A 16,991-nucleotide genomic window follows, 5' to 3' on the forward strand; every position below is an offset into this window, starting at 1 on the left:
AAGGCTTATGTGGGAATCTGAATATGACAAAAAGATTACAAGAAAAAATCAAGGTATAAATTTACACCTTGATTTCCATTTAAATGCATATATTGAATATAAAAGGACAGAAATTATTCGTGTTTAAGAAGATGACATATTGGATTGTAACAAGATTTTATTAAAAGATTTTTGCAGTTTTTTGGTGATAGGTCCAACTTGCCCATCTTGAATCGCGGTTCCATCAAGGTGGGTCATTGGTAAAATTTCAATTGTTGTGCCTGTAAAAAAGCATTCATCTGCTTGATAAACGTCACGAACGCTGAAAAGTTCTTCCTGTACAGGAATGTGAAGAGTATTCGCTAAAGAAAGGACATATTGACGAATAATGCCATTTAAAATAAGGTGATTGGCTGGATGTGTGTAAAGAGTTCCATTTTTAATTAAAAAGAAGTTGGAATGGCTTCCTTCCGTTACAATACCATTCCTTACGAGAAGTGCCTCTTTACAGCCTTTCCGTTCAGCTTTCGTAGCAGCTAGTACGTTTGGTAATAAATTTAATGATTTAATGTCACAGCGTAGCCATCGAGTATCGGGTTCTGATATAGCGCGTATACCATATTCAATCCATAAGGCTGGTCTTTCTTTTTTTGTAATATAGGCATAAATTGTCGGAGGGGTGTCATATGAAAATACATGTGTGCGAGCTTGTACACCACGAGATACTTGCAAATAAATTGTGCCATCTTCGTGGAAATGGTTTCGTTCAATTAATTTGTAAAGTAAAGTGATGAGCTCAGCTTTTGAGAAAGGGAGCGATAATTCTACTTCTTCCATGGATCGATATAATCTCGTTATGTGCGGATCTAATAAGTGAAAGTTCCCTTTATATAGGCGAATAACCTCGTAGACACCATCTCCGAACTGCGAACCTCTCTCTTCAAGTTCTATGTACGTTTGTTGTTTTGTTGTATCAATAACTTCATCATTCCAAAGTACAAATTTTTCGTATGCCAATTTCCGTCCCATCCTTTCGTAAGTACGTAAGTAATGTGAAACTTTCATTCATGCGAGATAAAAATCACTATAGTAATTTTTATGTAAGCAATTCTCTACATATGACCGTATATGTATTTGTAAATCATAGAGAAGTAAGGATGGTTTACCCCGCATTAACGGGCAGTAAAACTCCTACTTAAAAATTCGGGTGGAGCAAAGAAGTGAATTGGGCGAATAACTGCCCGTAGCTGCCCGATTGGTGAGGGCTGATTAAAGTTTCACTTTACAGCATTTTGTATATACAAATTCGAAAATAAGAATGAGAATCCTGCTTTTAAATAAAAAAAAGCAACATTCTTATGGAATGCTGCACAAGGAGGGTAGCTATCTTTCATAGGGACATTGTCTCGTTGAATGTTTTGTGTATGGAAACAAAACATGTTGAAAGACAATTATAAGAAAGTAGAAACAAAAGATTTACACACTTCTTTAAGGGATCTTACGAAAGATGAGAGATAAGAAATATGTAGAACCTCGTTTACATATTTTATTATAGAGATTCTTCATTAACACTATGTGAATATTTGGTAAAGGTTATGTAATTTTAAAGTTAATGAATATAAGTAGTTGTATGGAAGAAAATAAAAAAAGAGGCTGAGATTACTCAGCACTCTTCTTTTCTTCTTTAATAACTGTTTTTACTTCACCAGTTTTGATCTTATTACTTTCAGAGAAGCGAAGTAAGTCACCTTCAATGATTTTATCAGACATGTTCAATTCATTTTGGGCGCGATCAATTAGTGGTTGAGATTCTTCTTTCGGTAATTGTACAACTTCGCCAGTAGCACGGTCATAGAATGTACTGTTTGTGTACATGTATTTATCTGTAACGAAGCTACCGTCACGAAGAACAACGAATCCTTTATTATCAGGTGAGAATACATCATGACCGAATCGAACGTCATTTGTAGAATCTACACCAAGTAAGTTTAGAATAGTTGGTTTAATGTCAATTTCACCAGTTGGTTTCGAAATTGTTTTACCTTCTTTTTGACCTGGAACGTGAATAAACATCGGTGTTTTTTGTAAGTTCATATGGTCAAATGCAGTGATTTCTTCTTTTCCTAAGAACTGTGCCATTGCACGGTTATGGTTTTCAGAAATACCGTAGTGGTCACCGTAGAATACGATTACTGAGTTGTCGTAAATACCTTCTGCTTTTAGACGCTCAATAAAGTGTTTCATTGCTTCGTCTAAGTAACGAGCAGTTACCATGTAACGGTCAAATACTCCATCACCAGAATTGTATTCGTCGATTAATTTTGTACTGTCATCGTAAGTGAATGGGTAATGATTCGTTAAAGTAAGGAAGCGAGTATAGAATGGTTGCTTCACTTGTTTTAACATATCAATAGATTGATCGAAGTACTCGATATCTTTTAATCCCCAGTTTAATTTTGTTTCTGGTGTAATCTTGTAGTCAAGTTCGTTGTAGTAACGATCATAACCAAGTGCTGGATACATAATGTTACGGTTCCAGAATGTTGCGTTGTTTGCGTGGAATACCGACGTGTGATACCCTTGCTGACGTAAAATTTCTGGAGTTGCTGTATATTCATTGTTACCGTGTGTGAAGAATACAGCACCGCGGTCTAGTGGATATAACGAAGTATCTACTAGGAATTCAGCATCAGATGTTTTACCTTGACCAGTTTGATGGAAGAAGTTATCAAAGTAATAACTTTCTTTCGTAAATTGGTTTAAGAATGGTGTAACTTCTTGTCCGTTAACTGTTGCACCAATTAAGAATGTTTGTAATGACTCAAGAGAGACAACAATTACGTTTTTCCCTTTTGCAGTACCGAACATATTTGGATCTGGTTTACTTTGTGTTGTTTTTACGTAGTTTTCTGTTTCTTGTAATTTACTACCGTCAGCGAACGCTTTTTGTGAACTTGATTTTGCTTGTAAGCCAAGATCGTATACTTGGTGTACATATAATCCTAAGTTTTTAACAAGCATAACGCGGTCGAATGAACGTGTTAATAGTTCTGGGCGTTCAGCTTCTGCAAGTCCTAAGTTTGCGAAGAAAATAGCAACTGTTGATACGAAGTATAGAGAACGCATCGGGCGTGCTACACGCTCTGTAGGTGCAAAGTTCTTCATTTTCTTTAATAGAACGAAGAAAACGATAATGTCTGCAAATGCAAGGATAATTTTGTAGTTAAATAATTCTTTCACACTAGAACCTAAACTTCCGAAGTTAGATGTTTGTCCTAGCACCGGTAATGTAACGAAGTCATTGTAGAATCCGTAGAACATTACGTTACCAACAAGAACGATTGTTAAGACAAAATTAATTCCAAGTGCTATATAGTTACGTTTTTTCCCTTTTGCAAATAATGCAAGACCAACAAGCAGTAATGATGCTGCTAATGGGCTAAGGAATAAAATGAATTCTTGCATGAAAGATTCAAGTTTTAAGTCAAAGCTTGTGCGTGTAATAAGGTAAGTTTTTAGCCATAAGGCTAAAGCTACGAATACAGTGAAACGCACATTTTGAAATTGTGATTTCAAGGTTTCTTTCATTCATTTCCACCCTTTCTCTATCAGGCTTGGTCGATTTTGGAGCGAAAAATGCTAAAATAAAAAATACATAGTTTTCTTGGCCATAATTAAAGGTTCTATATTCACCCATATACGACTATAACTATGCATACCCTTTTGGTTTCTTTTGTTGCTCATAAGCATAACGTCATTTCTGTATTATACAACAAAATTCATTTCTGAGAAACACTATAACATTTTACATTTTTTGTATAAGATTTGTCACTACCAGAGAAAACTTTAACATTCGTTTATATGTCCGTCAACTAGAAAATATAACAAAGGTAGAGCAGAATGTTAAGTAGAAGTGAAAATTTTCTTTGTTGAGAAATAAGAAACGAAGATGGGTAAGGGTTATCTAGAAATCTATTATATGAAGGAAATCGTGTGAAAATTAACGAACACTTGTTCTTTTTTGGTTTGTTTGTTACAATAAAAGTTCATTGATAGGTTTTGTGTAATTTCCATGAACTTTTACTGATAACATATTGTAGCTTATTTCTTTTTAAAAATAGGGAGGCTTTTTACATGAAACAAAAATTTTCAGTTGAAGCGTTTTGGAAGAAAGTAAAACATGTTGCAAAGCAAGCTGGGCAGTCGGTCATTTATGCAAGTTTATTACTGTTTTACGTTTTGCAAAGACCCGATGTTCCAAAACGAGTGAAAATTATTGTAATTGGAGCACTTGCTTATTTTATTGCACCGATTGATGCGATTCCAGATTTCATTGCTGGAATTGGCTATACGGATGATTTAGGGGCGTTAACGGCCGCACTAATACAGGTGTCGTTATACGTCAATGAAGATGTGAAAGATAAGGCACGAGTGAAGTTGGCAGAATGGTTTGGTTCGGATATAGACACAACATTTATCGATCAGAAATTAGGTCAATAGGTGAAACCTGTCATAAGGTGACAGGACGAACGTAAGCGAGGAAGTGCATTATGCCATCAGGAAGAACGCATACGAAAATAAACTTAATATCCCTTCCGGTTGTTTTGTTTTTTCTCTTTTCGTATGGATTAACAAATTTTGATTTTTTATTAACTTTTGCAATTGGTTTTTTAGTAGGTACTTCATTTTTAACACCAGATTTAGATACGTACAGTAATGCTTATAACAAATGGGGTTTCTTACGTATATTTTGGTATCCTTATAAAAAAGTAATGCCGCATCGATCTTTCTTTACGCATACGATTATACTTGGTGATGTGATTCGTATTGCGTACATGTTAATCGTCTTTTCTCCATTTTTATTTCTATTAAATGTAATCGCACTGGATGGTAATTTAATAGAAATTGCGAAGAAACATGAGGTTGAAATTGTAACGTTCTTAATGGGAATTGTTGTGGCAAGTACGCTTCACATTATAGCGGATAAAGTGAATACGCGCCGAAAGAAAATGATGAGAAAAAAGAAGAAACGCAGAAGATAAAGTGAACGAATTAGGAAAAGGACCCTTGCAATTTGCAAGGGTCCTTTTTTAAACAAACGTTTGTTTAAAATTAAGCTTTCAGCACTTTAATTCCTTTTACAATGTTCCAGATGAAGTAGTATAAGCTGATGATTCCGCAAATAGCTAAGACAATCATTGATCCAATTCCAAGTGTTACATCTGCTTGGTCAGATCCCATGCCCATAATTCCTAAAATGGCTACGCCGATAAATGTAGCAATACTTGGAATGATGTGTGTCCATAGAGCACGTTTTGCATGTGGCTTTGTTTCAGCGTCCCCCACAATCCAAACGATAATTGGGAATAAGATAGGGGCAAATAGTACACTAAAGTACGATAAAGCAGCTAATATTTTGTTTCCATTCATATATATCACCTCATAAATAATGTCCGTTGTTATACTATTATTATGCAATAAATTTTGCAAGCTTTCTATCGATGAACATTACAGGAACATGACGATTTTGTAAGATTTTTTCGTTAAATGATAAAATTTTCAAAAAAATCTTTTTTAATGGAAATTGTTATGGTACAGTATAAATGAAAGTTGTTGAAAACGTTTTCTTAAACGTTTTTTTATTTTAGACTTAAAGGTATGATGACCTGATAGTCTATTGATGAGGTTATTCTATTTAAAAGGGGATTCTTTAGGGGGAGAGAACAATGAACACATGGACACAAGTTTATGATCCATTCGGAAACATTTGGATTTCGGCAGCGGTAGCACTTATTCCGATTATCTTTTTTTTCTTAGCTTTAGCAGTTTTCCGCATGAAAGGGTATGTGGCAGGATTTATTACAGTTGTACTTACAGTTTTAGTAGCGTTATTCGCTTATAAAATGCCGTTCACGATGGCAATGGCAGCGACCGGATATGGTTTCTTATACGGATTATGGCCAATTGCTTGGATTATCATTATGTCGGTATTTTTATATAAAATTTCTGTGAAAACAGGTCAATTCGATGTGATTCGTGCATCGGTATTATCGATTACGAGCGATCATCGTCTACTCGTTATTTTAATTGGATTTTCATTTGGAGCATTTTTAGAAGGAGCGGCAGGATTTGGGGCACCAGTAGCGATTACAGCAGCACTTCTTGCGGGGCTTGGGTTAAATCCTTTATACGCAGCAGGTCTTTGTTTGATTGCAAATACTGCACCAGTGGCGTTCGGAGCGATGGGAATTCCGATTACAGTTGCTGGACAAGTAACAGGTATTGATCCACATAAAATTGGACAAATGGCTGGGCATCAATTACCGTTCCTATCATTATTTGTGCCATTCTTTATCGTATTTTTAATGGATGGATTTAAGGGGATACGACAAACGTGGCCTGCGTTATTTGTAGCGGGTAGTTCATTTGCGATTACGCAGTTCATTACAGCGACATTTTTAGGACCAGAACTTCCGGATATTACATCGGCACTTGTAAGTTTAATTAGTTTAGCGCTGTTCTTAAAAGTTTGGCAGCCGAAAGAAATTTATCAATCTGGGCAAGCAAATAGTGAAGTAGCAGCAACAACGACAGCGGCATCGATGCCGAAATTAACGTTTGGAAAAGTAGTGAAGGCATGGTCCCCATTTATCGTATTAACGGTTATGGTAGTCATTTGGAGCCAAAGTTTCTTTAAGGCATTATTCACTCCAGGAGGGGCTTTAGAAAGTCTTGTATTTAAGTTTGAAATTCCAGGTCTGCATAATCTAGTAATGAAAGCAGAGCCAATTGTAAATAAACCAACGCCTTACGAGGCAATTCTGAAGTTTGATGTATTATCGGCAACCGGAACAGCGATTTTAATTGCTTGTATCATTTCCATGTTTATTTTGAAAATGAATGTAAAAGATGCAGTAGTGACATTTAAAGAAACGTTAAGCGAATTAAAAATGCCAATTCTATCTATCGGATTCGTACTAGGGTTTGCATTTATCGCAAACTATTCTGGTCTATCTTCCACGTTAGCGTTAGCATTAGCTGGAACTGGCGGACTATTCCCGTTCTTCTCACCATTCTTAGGCTGGATTGGCGTATTCCTAACAGGGTCTGATACGTCTGCGAATGCACTGTTCTCAAATTTACAAGCCATTACAGCGCAGCAAGTCGGCGTATCTGAAGTGCTTCTCGTTGCAGCAAATACAACAGGCGGTGTAACAGGTAAAATGATTTCCCCGCAGTCGATTGCGATCGCTTGTGCAGCGGTTGGTCTTGCTGGAAAAGAATCGGATTTGTTCCGTTTTACAGTGAAGCATAGTTTGTTCTTCGTAATTATTGTTGGTATTATGACTTATGTTCAGGCTTATTATTTAACGTGGATGATTCCATAAACAACAAAAGAAATAAACTTTTAATTTTCCAAATTATGGTGTATGATAGAAAAGTATTGAAAATTAAATCAGTGATAAACTAGGGGTGCCTAACGTATGCGTAGGCTGAGAGAGAAGCGCGTGAACTTCTTAACCCTTTGGACCTAATCTGGCTCGTACCAGCGTAGGGAAGTTAACGGCTTTACATAATGATGTCTTTATGAGCCAGGTCCTTATTTTTTTATGGACCTGGCTCTTTTTATGGAAGATGCGCAAATTGGGAATACCGACAGTAGTGGATAGGGTTGTTCAACAAGCAATCAGTCAAGTGCTTGGTTCAATATTTGAAAAACAATTTAGCGAATCTAGTTACGGCTTTAGACAAGGGCTCTTTTATGTTTGTATTTCGGAACTTCATCATATTTCTTTAAATAATAAGCACGGTAAGTAGCTTCACGAAATTGTACAGAGTTGGTAGCTTCAACCATGTAATAACGAAGATACTGGTTTCCCGTTCGTGTCATGGGTGTTCGTTCCGATTCAAAGTTTCCAGATTGCGATTTTTTCTAGTAAAGACCGGTGTATTTGGCCAATTGTGCTTCGTTCTCAAAGCGTTCAATTTGTCCAACTTCCGCAATGATTCCCGTGGCGTATACGACTCCAATGCCTGGAACACTTGTTAAATATCTCGCTTCTGGAATGGCTTAGAATAAAGCAGTAATGCTTTTTTCTATCTCTTTGATTTGTTTTTTCAATGTTTGAATCAATCGTGCATAAGTGGCTAATACAACGTCCACAGAGTCTTGAACGACCTTACCTAGTCGGTAGGAGTCACGTATGGCTTTCTTGATGGTTTTCGCTAAATCTTCCGGATCGCTAAAGCGTCCTTTCCCCTTTTTCTGAAGAAGAGTAGCGAGTGCTTCTAGATCCATTTCTGCGATTTCATCCAACGAAAGGGAATCTGAGAGTATTTCCATCATCGTCGCACCAAAAACAGAGGTATTTAACTCTTTCGATAACGTATTACATTTGTAGTAAAGGTTCTTCAGAAAGTGTTGCTTACATTCTGTTTGCTGGTGAACGAGTTGATATCTAGATCGTGTTAAACGTTGAAGGGCAACGTATTTTTCCTCCTTGATAAGAAACTTATTATACCGTCCGATTCGTAAAAAATCGGCAATACGGAAAGCATCTATTTTATCGGTCTTATCTTCTTCAAAGAGTTTTTTATACCGATGGATGGCTTTTGGATTTTGTACGACCACTTCCACGTCTAAAGCCCTCAAATCCTTATCTTCCGTTAGGAACATGGAAGGACGGAAACTATAGACGGAAGTAGATTCCATACCAATGACAATTTTTTTATAGTTGTACAACTGATGAAAATGGAGAACATCCTCCTTAATGGCATTGGCACCATTCACATCGTTTGAAAGACAAATTTCTTTCAAAACAGTGTCATGACTGTCAAGAAAACATACATCAAGTTTTTCAAAGCTTACATCAATAGCTACGAATAATCTCAAAGAAAGGACCTCCTTTCTTTGAATAGTATTTGGAATGAGCTTGGATACTGTGGGATCTCCCTAGAGTCAAAAACATAGCCACAACCTCGCGTATGAGTATTCAATGATTGCCTTCATCTAAGCTGCCCCTCCCACCATTATGAGAGGTAAGTGAAGGAAACCGATACAGCTTGTGCGTATGCAGTGCATTTTGGTCTGGGTCACAGTCTTTTAACGTGGTCGAACTACAGGAGGAGTAAGCATATTCCCGATGGATCCATTTCCACACTTCCATTATCTGGGAAAATCCCCCAGTATCCAAGACTAAATTTTACCCATACATCATTTTTTTGATGTAGCTCTTGAAGATAAAAACTATTTAATTTTCAAGGAACAGTTATTAACTTAAAACTTATTATACGAGGAGGGTGTATCATGAAAAAAATATGCTTTGTATTAATTGTCGACGCTGGTATAAATTATGGTTCAATATTTTCTCTACCATTTTTAAGGAATCAGGATGATTTGAAGGAATATTTTTCTAATTATTATGATGTTTCAATTAATTATATTAGGGATAAAAACTCAGTTGACTATTTGGTAGTTCCCAAACCGTGTCCAGCTTTTGATAATGAAAATAATCTTCCAATAATTGAAGTACCAGCAATCTTATTTATGGAAAAGAATTTTGAAAAAATAAAGACTTATATAGACAATTATTTTTCTAATAACTCATAAAGAAAATAAAAGTACAGTAAAAAGAAGTCCGATAAAAAACGAGTGGTGTAGAATATTTCTATTAATCATTCGTTTTTTATTATATTTACATATATTTTTTAAAAGAGGATTATAGACGTTCTGAAAAAAAAATTATAACAAGAACAGTGTTCGTGCTACTATCTACGGTTATTTTTTGTACTAAGTACCCCTTTAACTAACAAGACAACAAAAAAATAATTAACATATTAAGGGAATTACGTTACAATAAATGTAAGAGATTTTTCTTTGAGTTTTAGCTCTGAATAATAAAGATAGTTAAATCACTAAATGGAGGAGCAGGTCAATTTTGTTCCTTGTATAGTAAATTGTTACCTATCTCTATTGCAGGTTGTATGGCAGGTAACAGTAGCAGTTGTAGCGAAATACAGCAGAGACAAAGGCTCTTTGGCAAACGGGACTGATGAATGTATTTGGCAAGTAAAAAATGGTTCTTCCCGGAGTTAGTTGAAAAGTCTCATTCTCTCCAAAAGTAGAATCTTTGTCCGCAATGTGGAGAATTTGCATCGACCATACATGATTCTTTTAATAAGCTTTAACTTGTTTATGCTCCCTTCGGCAAGACCATTATTATTCTCATAAGTTACCGCATTTCTGACAGCTTCAATATCCCGGGCTAATCCATTCGTAAAGCTCTTAAACTCTTGTATATTAGTATTCTTAATTTTCTTAATACAATGGTTGAGATTCTCAACACTCTTTGTGGTGAAGATGTTTTTAAACTCCCATTTTAAATCATAAACTATTTTTACAATAGGGTGTTCTTCGTAATTATTGTTGGTATTATAACGTATGTTCAAGCATATTATTTAACGTGGATGATTCCATAAAGAGAAAAAGAAATAACCTTTGCATTTTTCAGATTATCGTGTATGATGGGAAAGTATTGAAAATTAAATCAGTGATAAACTAGGGGTGCCTAACGTATGCGTAGGCTGAGAGAGAAGCGCGTGATCTTCTTAACCCTTTGGACCTGATCTGGCTCGTACCAGCGTAGGGAAGTTAACGGCTTTACATAATGATGTCTTTTATGAGCCAGGTCCTTATTTTTTTATGGACCTGGCTCTTTTTATTTTGGCATGCGCTGGCCATATCTCGTCCTTGTCACGAACAGGGGAGGCAACAAAGGTTATGAAACAGTCTGTTTCAGCTGAGCAAATTGAATTGAAATCGAGTTTACCAGGGAGTAAGAAAGTATATGTGGATGGACCACGCGCAGGCATGAAAGTGCCGATGCGTGAGATTGAACAAAGCGAAACGAACGGCATCCCAAATCCTCCAGTCCGTGTGTATGATACGAGCGGTCCTTATACGGATCCGGCGTATAAAGTGGAGCTGGAAAAGGGAATTCCAACGCCGCGTCATTCTTGGATCATGGAGCGCGGGGATGTAGAGGCATATGAAGGGCGCGAGGTGAAACCAGAGGATGATGGTGTGAAAGTGGCTTCGAAACATACACCTGTTTTCCCGCAAATGGATCGCCAGCCGCTTAGAGCGAAGCAAGGTGCAAATGTTACGCAAATGCATTATGCGCGTAATGGCATTATTACGTCTGAGATGGAATACGTTGCAATTCGTGAAGGAGTAGAGCCGGAGTTTGTTCGTAAGGAAATCGCAGAAGGCCGCGCTATTTTACCAGCGAATATTAATCATCCAGAAGCAGAACCGATGATTATCGGGCGTAATTTCCACGTGAAGGTAAATGCAAATATCGGAAACTCTGCTGTATCTTCTTCTATTGCAGAAGAAGTAGAGAAGATGACGTGGGCAACGCGCTGGGGTGCAGATACGATTATGGATTTATCTACAGGTAAAAACATTCATACGACGCGTGAGTGGATTATTCGTAATGCGCCTGTACCAGTTGGAACTGTGCCGATTTATCAAGCGCTTGAAAAGGTAAATGGAATTGCAGAAGATTTAACATGGGAAGTGTACCGTGATACGTTAATTGAGCAAGCGGAGCAAGGCGTTGATTACTTTACGATTCACGCTGGTGTATTGCTTCGTTACATTCCAATTACTGCAAAGCGTACGACAGGTATCGTTTCGCGTGGTGGTTCGATTATGGCGCAGTGGTGTTTATTCCATCATAAAGAAAACTTCCTATATACTCATTTTGAAGAGATTTGTGAAATTATGAAGCAGTACGATGTTTCGTTCTCTCTTGGAGATGGATTACGTCCAGGATCGATTGCAGATGCAAATGACGAAGCACAATTCTCTGAGCTTGAAACACTTGGTGAATTAACGAAAATTGCTTGGAAACATGATGTGCAAGTTATGATCGAAGGACCTGGACACGTACCGATGCACTTAATTAAAGAGAATATGAAGAAAGAGCTTGATATTTGTCAGGGCGCGCCGTTTTATACACTTGGGCCACTAACGACAGATATTGCACCAGGTTATGACCATATTACATCGGCAATTGGAGCTGCGATGATCGGTTGGTTTGGAACGGCGATGCTTTGTTATGTAACGCCGAAAGAACATTTAGGTTTGCCAAACAAAGATGATGTACGCACGGGTGTTATTACGTACAAAATTGCAGCGCATGCGGCTGATCTTGCGAAAGGACATAAAACGGCTCATCAGCGTGATGATGCACTTTCAAAAGCACGTTTCGAATTCCGTTGGCGCGATCAATTTAATTTATCTTTAGATCCTGAACGTGCGATGGAATATCACGATGAAACATTGCCTGCAGAAGGGGCAAAGACAGCTCACTTCTGTTCAATGTGTGGACCGAAGTTTTGTAGTATGAGAATTTCACATGATATTCGTGAATATGCAAAAGAAAATGATTTAGAAACGACAGAAGCAATTGAAAAAGGAATGAAAGAGAAAGCAGAAGAATTTAAAGAAGCTGGTAGTCATTTATATCAATAACACGTTACACCTCTTTACTTGATTGATCACACTGTAGTACCTAACTTTATTATAGAAGAATCCCCATTTGCTAAGACGGTAGCAAATGGGGATTCTGTTGTTTATAAGGCAAAGAAGAGATGTACCCAGTAGAATAAGAGGAATAGTGTGACGACTGTTGTGAGCGGGATAACGATAAGGGATACACTTAAATAGTCTTTCCATTTTACTTTAATTTTGTTTTGTTTCAGAATATACATCCAAATGAGTGAAGCTAGTGTACCAATTGGTAGTAATAGTGAACCGATGTCACTACCAATGATGTTTGCAAGATAGATTGTTTTTAATGTGACTGGATCTAGTCCCATTTCTGTTAATGTGATTGTACCAATCATAAGGGCAGGATGGTTATTGAAGACGTTAGAGAGGATGGATACAAGTCCGCCCATTGCAAAGCTAGCATAGAGTAGATGCTGATTCACAATTGGCTCGAGCCATTGTACAAGTGCAGCTGTTAATCCTGCGTTGTGGAGTCCGTAAATAATGACGTACATAGAGAAGGCGAAAATTAAAATGTGCCACGGTGTCTTTTTCAAAATGTCGACAGGGTTTGTTCGTAAGTAGTACCATCTCCAAATGAGAAGAACGAGTGAACCAAGTACTGCAACGATTTCAATTGGGATGGATAAGAAGGATGCAACGAATAGAAGACAGCGCATCAGGAAGACGAAACCTAATACTTTTAACATGAATCTTGTCCGTTTTTGTTTCGTATCAACAGAATTATTTCCTTTTAGTGGATGGAAGTTTTTCGTGAAGAAAATTTCTTCAATATCATATGAAGAAACAGGTAATTTTTTCGGAAGTTTTTTCTTCAAAACTGTATACATGAGCCATGACATAAATAATAAGCCTAATGTTGCAGGTACAAACATCATAGCAGTATGCATATAAAGAGTCATATTAACGATATTTAATGCAATTAAGTTTACGATATTACTTACACCAATTGGTGCACTAGATGCGGTAGCGATTAAAGCTCCGCTTAATAAATAAGGAATTTGTTGATGTGGTTTTAATTGAAGGTTTTTTAGAAGAAGAATTAAAATGGGAGTTGTAATTAAAATACTACCGTCGTTATTAAATAAAAGAGTCATAAGAAAACATAATAATTGAATATACCAGTATAGACGGCGTCCAGAACCTTTCGCTAGATTTGCCAGTTTCGCTGCGGACCAATGGAAGAAGCCGAAGCTTTCTAATATAACTGCCATGACGATGGTCGCTAATATTGTTATGGAAGCACCGCCAATTTTACTTATAATATCCATGACGTCTGGTTTTGATACAAGTCCAGTAATTATGATGATACCAGCTCCGATTGCTGCTGGCCACGCCTCATTCAAACCTCGAGGCCGCCAAAAGATAACGATCATCGTTAAGAAGAATACAATAATAGTAATCCATATTTCAATGCTCATATTTTGCCTACCTTTCTATTTTCCCTTGAACAGATGTAGCTTGTCTCAAGTTTATATTGGTAGTATATTCAGCAAAAAATAAGAAGAACTAGACGTATAACGAGATGAAGCGAATATGTGTTTTTCAAGCTAAAGGACAAGTGTCACGAATAGTGAAATAACTATTATGAGAGGAGTCTATAAATTATTGGGGCAGTAAAATAGTAAATGAAATTTATATGGGCAATTATGGAGATATATTGACGCAACTTAAAATATATCGGCGCAACTTAAAATATATCAGCGATTATGGAGATATATCGGCGCAACTTAAAATATATCAGCGATTATGGAGATATATCGGCGCAACTCAAAATATATCAGCGATTTTTAAAATATATCGACTTATCGACAAAACATGACAAAAGGAGTCTATTCCAAAATGCCTTTTGGGACAGACTCCAAGACTATATTATTTTTCCTTCAAAAAAGTACGATCCTTCAAGAATAAATTCCAGAAGAAAATAAATCCTGGTAATAAAATTGCAATCCCAATTGCGTATAGAATGAGCAGTGCATAGAACGTTTCTGTCGTTGTGAAGCTTGTAAATACAGTTACGTCAGGATAAATAATATACGGTAAATGCGCGACGCCGTAAGCGTAGCTTGCAAATGCATATTGAGCGACGACAGCTAAAACGGCAATGCGAGGGTATCCTAGTGTATTGTATTTTTTGTTTGTCCACCAAAGGGACGAGTATCCGATAACGAATAAAACAATAGAAACTGTAAACCACGGGAATTGCTTTATTAATCCTTGCATAAGCCAATGTGTTTCTGGGTCCATTACAACGAGGGCGATGATTGCTGTAACGAGCGTTGCAGGACCAAGAATGATAGCATTTCTTCTATAAATTCTATACGTATCTTCTGAACTTTGTTCTCTCGCAAAATCAGCAAGAAAGAGAGAGGAGAGAAATAGTTCAGACGTTAGTCCGAAAAGCATATAACAGTAAATAACCGGGCTAGAAAGAAGTTTTCCATACAGGAGTACTTCTTTTCCTTCAGACATTGTAATATAGGCTCCCTCTGTAACGGGTAAAACGGTAATTAATAGTGCTGGAATTAAGAGACCAGTAATACCTGAAATAACCCGAAGAAGGTACTGATATTTTGGCAAGGAGTAAGCAAATACCATAAACGTACTACGTACTGCAACGAGCACTAAAATTAACATAACTGGTACGAACATTACTGTCGCAAGAGTAAAGGCCGCTTTCGGAAAGAAGCCGAGAAATGCGACAACGACGAAGACGAGAAACGTATTTGTTACCTCCCAAGTTGGTGATAAGTACCGATTCGCAAGTTTAGCAGCGAGCGTCGGATGTTTTGCGTATACCATGCCCCAAAAACCAGCTCCAAAATCAATGGACCCTAGTATACTGTATACGAAAATAAGGGCCCATAAGATGATGATTGCAATACTTTCCTCATGCATGAGAATCGCCTCCTTGATGTTGTAAATCATTCTTTAATGGATGTCTTCTAAAGAATGTCCGTAGAACAATGACTGTTAAAATAGCGAGTCCAATATATAAAATGATGAACAAAACAAATAAAGGACCGACGAAATCGGCGCGTGTAGATGCATCGACGGTACGTTGCATACCATAAATTGTCCATGGTTGACGACCGCTACAACTGAAAATCCATCCGAATTCAATACCGAGCATCATAATTGGTCCGCATGCGGCAGCCCCCCAAAGTAGCCACTTCGGTAGTTCTGTTCCCTTTTTTCGGTAAACGAAGTACCAATATAAGAGCGCAATTGCTGCAACTGCAAAGGTAAACGCAGCGGTGCCGACCATTAAGTTGAATAGTGTATGTGTATAAAATGGTGGCCATGTTTCTTGGGGAAATTCCTTTAGACCTTTTACGACAGTGCTAGGGTCTAGTCCCACTAATAAGCTAAGCATGTTGGGAATTTCAAGTGCATAGTTTAGTTCAAGTGTATTGGGATCCACAACTCCGCCAATGGATAGCGGTGCGTGTGATGTCGTTTCAAATAAAGCTTCAGCAGATGCAAGTTTTTCAGGTGAGTGTTTATGTAAGGCGATCGCTGATTCATGTCCTGAAAGCCACATCGTAGCGCCTGTAATAAATGTAACGACAAGCCCTAATAGCAGCCCTTTTTTATGATAAGCAATTTCACGTGTACTTAAATTTTTCTTCAATAATTTAAATCCAGCGATAGAAGCAATGACAGCCGCACCAGTTGCATAAGCCGTAATAACGACATGGAATGCACTTGTACCAAAACTCGGATTAAAGAAAGCTTTCCAAGGATCAACGTTAAAAACAGATCCATCTGGATTCATTGAAAAGCCTGCTGGTGTATTCATCCATGTATTTGCTGATGTAATAAGCACGGCGGATGCCGTGGCACCAAGCATGACGAAAAATAGCGAGATTAATCTCATAAATGGAGGAAGTTTATCGGCTGCATATACGTAAATCGACATGAATAAAGCCTCCAAAAAGAAGGCGAAAATCTCAATTTGGAAGGGAACAGAAATAACTTGCCCAACAATTTTGGCGAAACCAGGCCAAAGAAGTGAGATTTGCACACCAACGATTGTTCCAGTTGGAATTGCTACACCGAGAAGAATAGCAAACGCCTTTGTCCATCTTTTCGCCATAATGGCATAGTCGGAGTCTTTCTTCCAGTGATAGAGTATTTCGCTTATAAAAATCATCAATGAAAGTCCGACCCCAAGTGTTGCAAAGATAATGTGGAATGCTAATGAAGAACCGAAAAATGCTCTTGCTAATGTTACCGTATCCATATGTAAACTCCTCTTCTTTTTTGCCATTATTTTCTGATTGAATTGGAAGATTTATTCAAAAAAACTACCAAAAATATATATGTATTTAAAAAGTGAATATGATAATATAATGTTGTAATATTTTGAATAGAAAGAAATAAATAGTTGGTCATGTTTTGTTTGTTTTTTGCTCAGGAATCTTTTATA

The 16,991-nt window shown here is 37.2% G+C and carries 13 protein-coding genes, 3 pseudogenes and 2 riboswitches; of the genes and pseudogenes, 7 read left to right on the forward strand and 9 right to left on the reverse strand.

What is annotated here, in order from left to right:
- Positions 1 to 123 precede the first annotated feature (123 nt).
- Together ACTFN4_RS15960 and ACTFN4_RS15965 are read right to left on the reverse strand one after the other, a co-directional pair.
- A complete protein-coding gene (locus tag ACTFN4_RS15960) occupies positions 124 to 1,008 on the reverse strand; it encodes a D-amino-acid transaminase (RefSeq protein ID WP_078186980.1) in 885 nt (294 codons plus the stop codon).
- A gap of 630 nt (positions 1,009 to 1,638) precedes the next feature.
- Positions 1,639 to 3,567, reverse strand: a complete 1,929-nt coding sequence (locus tag ACTFN4_RS15965) for an LTA synthase family protein (protein ID WP_000665358.1) — start codon at positions 3,565 to 3,567, stop codon at positions 1,639 to 1,641.
- Positions 3,568 to 4,113: 546 nt separating this feature from the next.
- Here ACTFN4_RS15965 and ACTFN4_RS15970 point away from each other — a divergent pair.
- Positions 4,114 to 4,479, forward strand: coding sequence for a YkvA family protein (locus ACTFN4_RS15970; protein WP_000810369.1), 366 nt, complete (start codon positions 4,114 to 4,116; stop codon positions 4,477 to 4,479).
- A 50-nt stretch (positions 4,480 to 4,529) separates the two neighbouring features.
- A complete protein-coding gene (locus ACTFN4_RS15975; protein ID WP_001139056.1) occupies positions 4,530 to 5,021 on the forward strand; it encodes a metal-binding protein in 492 nt (163 codons plus the stop codon).
- 70 nt (positions 5,022 to 5,091) lie between these two features.
- Here the strand turns inward: ACTFN4_RS15975 and ACTFN4_RS15980 are convergent, their stop codons facing one another.
- A complete protein-coding gene (locus tag ACTFN4_RS15980) occupies positions 5,092 to 5,409 on the reverse strand; it encodes a DUF4870 domain-containing protein (RefSeq protein WP_001014096.1) in 318 nt (105 codons plus the stop codon).
- 296 nt (positions 5,410 to 5,705) lie between these two features.
- Here ACTFN4_RS15980 and lldP point away from each other — a divergent pair, with 296 nt between their 5' ends.
- The gene (gene lldP, locus ACTFN4_RS15985) at positions 5,706 to 7,367 is read left to right on the forward strand and encodes an L-lactate permease (RefSeq protein WP_071740933.1); all 1,662 of its coding nucleotides are present in this window, start codon (positions 5,706 to 5,708) and stop codon (positions 7,365 to 7,367) included.
- Between the two features lie 71 nt (positions 7,368 to 7,438).
- Positions 7,439 to 7,554: riboswitch (TPP riboswitch) on the forward strand.
- Between the two features lie 57 nt (positions 7,555 to 7,611).
- Positions 7,612 to 7,728: pseudogene (locus tag ACTFN4_RS15990) on the forward strand (Retron-type RNA-directed DNA polymerase); the annotation flags it as partial.
- Here the strand turns inward: ACTFN4_RS15990 and ACTFN4_RS15995 are convergent.
- Together ACTFN4_RS15995 and ACTFN4_RS16000 are read right to left on the reverse strand one after the other, a co-directional pair.
- Positions 7,724 to 8,047, reverse strand: a pseudogene (locus ACTFN4_RS15995) (transposase). The pseudogenes ACTFN4_RS15990 and ACTFN4_RS15995 overlap by 5 nt on opposite strands.
- A gap of 3 nt (positions 8,048 to 8,050) precedes the next feature.
- A complete protein-coding gene (locus ACTFN4_RS16000; protein WP_370658486.1) occupies positions 8,051 to 8,872 on the reverse strand; it encodes an IS110 family transposase in 822 nt (273 codons plus the stop codon).
- A 414-nt stretch (positions 8,873 to 9,286) separates the two neighbouring features.
- On the opposite strand from ACTFN4_RS16000, the gene ACTFN4_RS16005 reads away from it, so the two are divergent.
- Entirely contained in the window at positions 9,287 to 9,589 is a 303-nt protein-coding gene (locus ACTFN4_RS16005) for a hypothetical protein (protein WP_095689990.1), read from the forward strand.
- Between the two features lie 482 nt (positions 9,590 to 10,071).
- On the opposite strand, the gene ACTFN4_RS16010 is transcribed toward ACTFN4_RS16005, so the two are convergent.
- Entirely contained in the window at positions 10,072 to 10,383 is a 312-nt protein-coding gene (locus tag ACTFN4_RS16010) for a transposase (protein ID WP_370658478.1), read from the reverse strand.
- 3 nt (positions 10,384 to 10,386) lie between these two features.
- Here ACTFN4_RS16010 and ACTFN4_RS16015 point away from each other — a divergent pair.
- A pseudogene (locus ACTFN4_RS16015) lies at positions 10,387 to 10,458 on the forward strand (L-lactate permease); the annotation flags it as partial.
- A gap of 71 nt (positions 10,459 to 10,529) precedes the next feature.
- Positions 10,530 to 10,645, forward strand: a riboswitch (TPP riboswitch).
- Between the two features lie 114 nt (positions 10,646 to 10,759).
- Positions 10,760 to 12,520 (forward strand): phosphomethylpyrimidine synthase ThiC, encoded by a 1,761-nt coding sequence (gene thiC, locus ACTFN4_RS16020; RefSeq protein WP_439962528.1) that lies wholly within the window; start codon positions 10,760 to 10,762, stop codon positions 12,518 to 12,520.
- A gap of 101 nt (positions 12,521 to 12,621) precedes the next feature.
- Here thiC and ACTFN4_RS16025 read toward each other — a convergent pair whose 3' ends face one another.
- The 3 genes from ACTFN4_RS16025 to cydA all read right to left on the reverse strand — a co-directional run bounded on the left by ACTFN4_RS16025 (position 12,622) and on the right by cydA (position 16,805).
- On the reverse strand, positions 12,622 to 13,980 hold the full coding sequence (locus ACTFN4_RS16025; RefSeq protein ID WP_000021123.1) for an arsenic transporter: 1,359 nt from the start codon (positions 13,978 to 13,980) through the stop codon (positions 12,622 to 12,624).
- Between the two features lie 451 nt (positions 13,981 to 14,431).
- Positions 14,432 to 15,457: a cytochrome d ubiquinol oxidase subunit II gene (locus ACTFN4_RS16030; RefSeq protein WP_000544187.1), complete on the reverse strand. Its 1,026-nt coding sequence runs from the start codon at positions 15,455 to 15,457 to the stop codon at positions 14,432 to 14,434.
- Positions 15,450 to 16,805, reverse strand: coding sequence for a cytochrome ubiquinol oxidase subunit I (gene cydA / locus ACTFN4_RS16035; RefSeq protein ID WP_000381978.1), 1,356 nt, complete (start codon positions 16,803 to 16,805; stop codon positions 15,450 to 15,452). The genes ACTFN4_RS16030 and cydA overlap by 8 nt, the downstream gene beginning before the upstream one ends.
- Positions 16,806 to 16,991 lie beyond the last annotated feature (186 nt).

The organism is Bacillus cereus group sp. MYBK95-2, from assembly GCF_051915225.1.
Taxonomy (GTDB): Bacteria; Bacillota; Bacilli; order Bacillales; family Bacillaceae_G; genus Bacillus_A; species Bacillus_A cereus.